We start from the raw sequence: 4,146 nt of genomic DNA, 5'->3' as shown, positions 1-4,146 counted from the left end.
GTATCTAAGGCGAGTTCAGCAAGTTGATGGGACGTGGCAATAACCGGTATTAGGTCGGTGTCTGTTAGTGGAATTGCGCGGAAGCCTTTTTGTAATGGTACCGGTCCTGGCGCGCCGACAAGGAGTTCTACGCGGTCTTGCTCAAGTGCTTCCCAGCCGCCGTTAAGTACGCACTCAATTAGATCAACTTCTACATTTTCGTGTTCGGCCAGAAAGTCAGACAGCACATCATATAGTACAGGTTGATTCAGCGTGGACTCCATCGCGATTCGTATTTTCGGCTCCCAACCCGTGGCAACTTCTTTTGCTGAATTAGCCAGCTGAGAAGTCGCCATCAGAATCTTTCGCCCTTCTTGCAAAATTAGCTGCCCTGCGGGGGTTAATACCGAGCGTCGACCTTGACGCTGAAACAAAGTGATACCCAATTGTTCTTCGAGCTTCTGAATAGCATAAGAAACGGCCGAGGTGGCTTTCTTCAATTCTTCAGATGCTTTTGCATAGCTTCCTCGTCTATCTATCGCGTCTAAGGTTTCTAAGGCTTCAATAGTGATCGGGTTTCTAATCATTAAGGTTCCATAAAGATTGTTCTAATTATTAGATCATTCTAAACAGATATTGGCACTTATTGGAAGTTCTTCAGCGCGATACACTTATTTCATCAAATCAAAACACAGAGGAAACACGCCATGAAAGCACTATTCAACAAAATCAGCACAACGACTGCGTGCCTAGACACGCTACCTATCCGAATTGGCGCGGGCATCACATTCGCCGCACACGGCAGTCAGAAACTATTTGGCTGGTTTGGTGGCTATGGATTGGATGGAACGGCGGGTTGGATGGAGTCGATTGGATTATCGCCCGGTATCTTGATGGCAGGGCTTGCAGGGAGTGCCGAATTCTTCGCCGGTTTATTGCTGATAGTTGGCTTTTTGGTTCGTCCAGCGGCCTTGGTACTGGCAATCACTATGATTGTGGCGATTGTCACGGCTCACATTGAAAATGGATTTTTTATGGCAACTAACGGTTATGAGTTTGCGCTCGCATTACTGGTTATCAGCGCAACCTTAACGATTAGAGGTGCAGGTAGTTTGAGTATTGATAAGGCACTTTTATCGTACAAGACTGTTTAGCCAACACGTTGATTAATCAGATTCAGATAGTTAAGTGCGACTCAAAACATCGCACTTTGATAATCGTTATTGAGGTACAAGGTCATGGGCTTAATACAAGATGGGAAATGGGTTGATCAGTGGTATGACACGAGCGATAGCGGAGGTGAGTTTCGTCGCCAAGATAGTCGCTTCAGAAGTTGGTTGACCGCCGATGGTCAACCTGGCCCGCAGGGTGAGAAGGGGTTTAAGGCAGAGAAAGGCCGCTACCATTTGTATGTTTCGTTGGCGTGCCCATGGGCTCATCGCACGTTGATTTTTCGCCAGCTGAAGAATCTACAAGATTATATCGATGTGACGGTAGTCGACCCGATAATGTTAGAAAACGGTTGGGAAGTTACCGACCCGCTGTACGGTTTTCAATACGCTTACCAGCTTTACATGCGCGCTGATAGCCAATACGAGGGGCGGGTTACGGTACCGGTTTTATGGGATAAACAGACCCAAACGATTGTCAGTAATGAGTCGTCTGAAATTATTCGCATGTTTAACTCAGCCTTTAATCACCTAACTGGCAATACTGATGACTATTATCCAGAGGGCTTGCGTGAGTCGATTGATATGATTAACGAACGAATTTATGACTGCATTAATAACGGTGTTTATCGTGCAGGTTTTGCGACGACGCAAGAAGCCTATGAAGACGCTTACCATCAATTATTTGATGCCCTAGATTGGGTAGAAGGCTTACTGTCTAAGCAGCGTTATCTGTGTGGATCAACACTAACCGAAGCTGACTGGCGTCTATTTACGACACTGATTCGATTCGACGCTGTTTATTTTGGACACTTTAAAACCAATAGACAACTGATAGCGAGTTACCCCGCGATGAGTTCTTATGTTCGCGAGCTGTATCAAGTGCCAGGGGTGGCCCAGACAGTGAATTTTGAGCATATCAAAACCCACTATTACGCCAGTCACCTTACGATCAATCCGACGGGGGTCATTCCTTTAGGGCCTGAACAAGATTTCGATTTACCCCATGATCGAGACCAGTTGGAAAAAGCTAACTAACGATCTCAGTCACTATTTTCATCAAAAGTAAGGAGTTGTCATGCTTTATTATCGAGCTGCTGACGAACGAGGTAAGGCCAACTTTTCTTGGTTAAATAGCCAACATAGCTTTTCGTTTGGTCACTATTACGACGCCGATCACATGGGAGTTTCGGTACTGAGAGTCATCAATGATGATGAGGTTTCCCCCGGTGCGGGTTTTGATAATCATGGTCATCGAGATATGGAAATTATTTCTTATATATTGGAGGGGGCTATCGAGCACAGAGATAGCACAGGAAATCACTTTATAGTGCCTGAGGGAGAGGTTCAGCGTATGAGCGCAGGGTCAGGGATTATGCACTCTGAATTTAACGCATCTAAAACCGAAGCATTGAAGTTTTTGCAAATTTGGATCAGTCCAAATGTAAAACTCATTGAACCTAGTTACGAGCAAATGCCCATCTTACAGTCTTCGACACTGACAGCTTTGGTAACGCCAGATGGAAGCAACGGTAGCCTAAGTATTCACCAGGATGTGAGCCTTTTTCGCTTGCAGCTAAACGCCGGAGAACGCTACGAATTGACGGCTCAAGCGCGAGTGGGTTATTTGCATGTAATTGAGGGGGAGGGACTTGGCGTTACATCGACTGACAAGCTTGAATTAAAGCCAGGTGATGGTCTAGGTATTATAAAAGATCAGCTATCTATTACGGCCAAAGATGAAGGCTTGACTGCTCTTTGGTTTGACCTCCCGCCAAGATAATTGCTTGTAATATAACGCGAGAAAACATTCTGATGAATGCAACTGATGACCTAAGCCTATTATTGCTTGACCCGCTATTTTGGGGGCTAGCCGTGGTTGGCGTGTTAATAACGGGAATCTCAAAATCTGGTTTTGCCGGAGGAGCGGGTGTTATCGCGGTACCATTACTATCGTTCGTGATGCCCGTGCCGGTTGCCGCTATTTTAATGTTGCCGCTTCTCATTGTGATGGACGCAAAGACGATGCACTATTATTGGCGCAGCGTGAACTGGCAAGAAATAAAAGTGATCGGCCCCGCGGCACTGGTCGGCATCATCGCGGGTGGCTATTTATTGGGTGGATTGTCCAGTAGCTTGTTACAGTCTTTGCTTGGTTTATTTTGCATTGCATTCGCGCTGTGGAAACAGTTGAGCCCCGTTTTGGCTCACCTGCCCTATGCAGGTCTTTTTTGGGCGACCTTGTCTGGTTTAACCAGCACATTGCTACACGCAGGTGGTCCACCGATTAATATTTATTTGGCCACGATACGATTACCCAAGCGCACGTGGTTGGCAAGCGCTGCCATGTTTTTTGCGATGATGAATCTGGTTAAAATCGTTCCGTATGCCTTAGCCGCCCAGTCACAGAGTGGTTTTTCTGTGTCGTCGTTGTTGATTATCGACATAATTTTGTTACCGGCTTGCTTACTTGGTTCGAGCTTAGGACATCGCTTGCATACAAAAATGAGTGAAGCCCATTTCATGTCTGCGTGTAAGGGTTTGTTATTTCTGTCAGGGCTTGGCTTACTCATTAGTGTGGCGCTCTAAAGCCTTTTGGTTCTAGTGTTTTAAAGATAAGGCATGGCTCTACATAAGCATTTTCCCTATAATCTCCCCCTTCTTTGCACCGCCTGACTATTAAGCACTATGAGCAACAGACCTGATACAGACAACTACCTCGAACTTTTCCTGAATGATATTCCGCTAATGGATGTTCGAGCACCGGTTGAGTTCGATAAAGGTGCCTTTCCAAATACCCTCAACGCACCCTTAATGGATGATGAAGAACGGCGTTTGATTGGTATTCGTTATAAAGAATCAGGCCAGGATAGTGCCATTGAACTAGGACACGAGCTGGTATGTGGCGAAAATAAAGCCCAAAAGCTTGAGGCCTGGTTGGCTTTTGCTAAACAGAACCCCCAGGGCTATTTGTATTGCTTTCGGGGTGGTTTGCGAT

Annotated in this window: 5 protein-coding genes and 1 pseudogene; 5 read left to right on the top strand and 1 reads right to left on the bottom strand. The window is 45.9% G+C overall.

The genetic code is table 11. The annotated features are described in order from the left end of the window. The coding region (locus A3761_RS14850; RefSeq protein WP_156491871.1) for a LysR family transcriptional regulator at positions 1–566 on the bottom strand (566 nt) is incomplete at its 3' end. Between the two features lie 120 nt (positions 567–686). Here A3761_RS14850 and A3761_RS14845 point away from each other — a divergent pair. The 5 genes and pseudogenes from A3761_RS14845 to A3761_RS14825 all read left to right on the top strand — a co-directional run. Next, entirely contained in the window at positions 687–1,133 is a 447-nt protein-coding gene (locus A3761_RS14845) for a DoxX family protein (protein ID WP_068568149.1), read from the top strand. A gap of 84 nt (positions 1,134–1,217) precedes the next feature. Then, positions 1,218–2,186, top strand: a complete 969-nt coding sequence (locus tag A3761_RS14840) for a glutathione S-transferase family protein (RefSeq protein WP_068553336.1) — start codon at positions 1,218–1,220, stop codon at positions 2,184–2,186. A 40-nt stretch (positions 2,187–2,226) separates the two neighbouring features. Continuing rightward, on the top strand, positions 2,227–2,931 hold the full coding sequence (locus tag A3761_RS14835) for a pirin-like bicupin family protein (protein WP_068513578.1): 705 nt from the start codon (positions 2,227–2,229) through the stop codon (positions 2,929–2,931). A gap of 32 nt (positions 2,932–2,963) precedes the next feature. Then, positions 2,964–3,737, top strand: a complete 774-nt coding sequence (locus A3761_RS14830; protein WP_068553335.1) for a sulfite exporter TauE/SafE family protein — start codon at positions 2,964–2,966, stop codon at positions 3,735–3,737. 99 nt (positions 3,738–3,836) lie between these two features. Continuing rightward, positions 3,837–4,146 (top strand): annotated as a pseudogene (locus tag A3761_RS14825) (tRNA 2-selenouridine(34) synthase MnmH); the annotation flags it as partial.

The organism is Oleiphilus sp. HI0123, assembly GCF_001635315.1.
This window is presented reverse-complemented; position numbering and strand designations above follow the sequence as displayed.